Source organism: Clostridioides sp. ZZV15-6597, assembly GCF_020657815.1.
Taxonomy (GTDB): domain Bacteria; phylum Bacillota; class Clostridia; order Peptostreptococcales; family Peptostreptococcaceae; genus Clostridioides.
Genome location: NZ_JAGWCT010000200.1, coordinates 1 through 2,753, shown reverse-complemented (window position 1 = coordinate 2,753; position 2,753 = coordinate 1). Strand labels below are relative to the sequence as shown.

The window sequence follows — 2,753 nt, the reverse complement described above, 5'->3', positions numbered from 1 at the left end:
AGTTCTTTAGATGATAGTAATATAATACAGAAACAAGAAGATAATAACAGTTCTTTAGATGATAGTAATATAATACAAAAACAAGAAGATAATAATAGTTCTTTAGATGATAATACTACACAAGAACATAATATAATACTAGAATATAATGATAGTTCTGAAGAAAGTAGTGAAGAAGAAAAAATAGAAATTTTAGATGACAGTGATGAAGATGATAACAATATGGAAGAGAAAAGTACTGAACCTCCAGCAGCAAGTCTATTAACATTAATTAGCTCTGCTAAAAAACAAACAGACTATTAAATAAAATTTAGTTGGGAGTGGTTATAATGGCCACAAATTCAGATTTATTATTTTTTGGAGAATTTAAAGCATTAATAAATGATAGGAGAAATGGTCATTTGAATATACCATTAGATTCTATAACAATACCGCCCTTACCTAATTTAATTGAAGGCATCCCATCAAATCCAATAATATTTGTTATGGGAATTGAAAAAAAATATTTTTCTTTATTAAATAATTCAAAAGCTGAATTATTAGACTTAAGTGACCAAAAAAAATTAACTACCAATAAAAATATAAGTAAACATTGTGCTTTAATTGCAAGTAAAATTTTTATTGGAATAGTTAATGAAACAAAGCTAAATAATTTTAAAAACAGTAAATTTAATTATATAGGTTGTATTGAAAAAGAAAATGAAGAAAAATCTTACATATATATAATTCCTAAAAAATATGTATATAAAATAAATATATGTGCTTTAATATTAACTTCAAAAAAAGTAGATAAATTTTATAATGGATTTAAACTAATAAAACAAGATGGAGAATCTATATATATTTATGTTATACCTTATCAATATAAAAAATACAGTTACAATATATTAGGTCTAAAATATAGTTCTAATTTCAACAAAGAAATAAAACTTATTTTAAATCATTGGATAAACAAGAACTATATATTTAATTTTAATTTAACCTATTTAGAAACCTATATAGATAAAACTTATAATCTAGCTATACAACACTATAGCTCAACAATAAATGAAAATTACACATACTTAAGTAAGTCGCTTGAAAGCAAAATTTCAAATTAAGAATTAATTAAATATTATGTGAAGTAAAATTATAAATAGAAAGGATATGTTATTAAAATTATTAAGTATTAATAACATAATGTGGAATATATTACAAATTATTTCACTTGAGGATTGATTATGGTTAATACGTATATAGACAATTTTTTAAAAATAGATAACTACTTAAGAAAAAACGGATTTTTTCTAGATGAGAATAAAATCAAAAATTTTGATATTTTAGATGAGTATAATTCTATAATTGATAAAACAAGAGTTTTCCAAGATGATATATATGATATAACAGAAGCTAAGTCAATTTTAAGAAAATTTTTAGGTGAAGAATATTTATTATTTTTAAACAATAATTTAACCTTTGAACTTGATTATTCAATTGAGCGACTTATAATAATCAGAAATATAATAGAAAATAGAAATAATTTATTTGATGATGCTTTAATGCCAGTGATATATTATATTGCATCCGAAACTATAATAGAACATTTAGAGACAATAAGAAGTATACATAAATCAAAAAGTATTTCAAAAAAAAATAAATCTAATTATAACAAACTACCTAATCTATTTAGTAAGTATGTATTAGATTTTACTATCCCTACAGGGTATAAAGGCTATTATTATGAGAAGAAGAACTTAGCTCATATAGCTTATTTATCAAGTATAAAAAAAGGCAATCCTACTGAATGTGAATTTATGATTGAAAATCTAAAAGAAGGTTTATTTTTTAAAGATTTAGATATAGATTTAGAAGAATTGTATTTAGACCAAATATTATCAGGTACATTTGATGATAGTTTACTTGATGGTAAATTATCTAAATCATTTAAAATAAGAAATAAAAATTTTAAAGATAAAATTAAAAACCCACATAAATCAAATTATTATGAGTATTATGTAAAACCTATAATGATGAGTTTTATTGGAATGATATCTCAAAGTCTTGAAGATGATGCAAATTATGTTAATAAAAAAAATTCCTTTATGTTTTATAATATAAATGAATATAGAATAGGAGTTGCTATTAAAAATGATATTTCTATTCAAGAGGTTTTCCCAATTACTCACTCTCTATTAAAAGAAGTAACTAAATTAAACTTTAAAGATATTATAAAAGGATGGAGTTGAAAATGGTGATTAAATGTTAACTAATATTTTTTCAGATATAAAATGTATAAGTGTTAATGATAACCCTTATGTAGAAAGTTCTTTAAACAAATTAAAAAATAAAAATCACATATCTATAAAATCAATAATTGCTTTAGATGATGAATTTAAACTAGTTTCTCCATATTTAAAACTTGGAAAAAGAATGGTATTATTAGAAGATTATGCTCTTGCAAACAACATGACTATATCTGAAATTCTAGATTCTGGAGATACGCTTTTTTATAAGTATGATAGTTTTACATATCTAGTAAGTTTACGTTATCATGTAGAAAACAAAAAGCTAGTTGAAAAATCAATTAATATAAGTATCCCAGTTGATTTTGATGAAGACAAATCAACTTTACTAGTTTACTCTATTGATAGTCAATTCCCTGAGATATTAATAAAATCTATAAAAAAACTATGCAAACAATTAATATTAAAAAGAGGATTTACAGTACAGAAAAAAAGAATTTAAAAATAAAAAACAGCTACTCTTTACTAAAG

4 protein-coding genes are annotated in these 2,753 nt (G+C 22.0%); all 4 read left to right on the top strand.

What is annotated here, in order from left to right:
* Positions 1–303, top strand: a 303-nt coding sequence (locus tag KGF52_RS20760; RefSeq protein WP_227841484.1) for a hypothetical protein, incomplete at its 5' end; no start/stop codon positions are given.
* Between the two features lie 26 nt (positions 304–329).
* Positions 330–1,100 (top strand): hypothetical protein, encoded by a 771-nt coding sequence (locus tag KGF52_RS20755; RefSeq protein ID WP_227841483.1) that lies wholly within the window; start codon positions 330–332, stop codon positions 1,098–1,100.
* A gap of 120 nt (positions 1,101–1,220) precedes the next feature.
* Positions 1,221–2,225: a hypothetical protein gene (locus tag KGF52_RS20750; RefSeq protein WP_227841482.1), complete on the top strand. Its 1,005-nt coding sequence runs from the start codon at positions 1,221–1,223 to the stop codon at positions 2,223–2,225.
* A gap of 13 nt (positions 2,226–2,238) precedes the next feature.
* A complete protein-coding gene (locus tag KGF52_RS20745) occupies positions 2,239–2,724 on the top strand; it encodes a hypothetical protein (protein ID WP_227841481.1) in 486 nt (161 codons plus the stop codon).
* Positions 2,725–2,753: the final 29 nt, after the last annotated feature.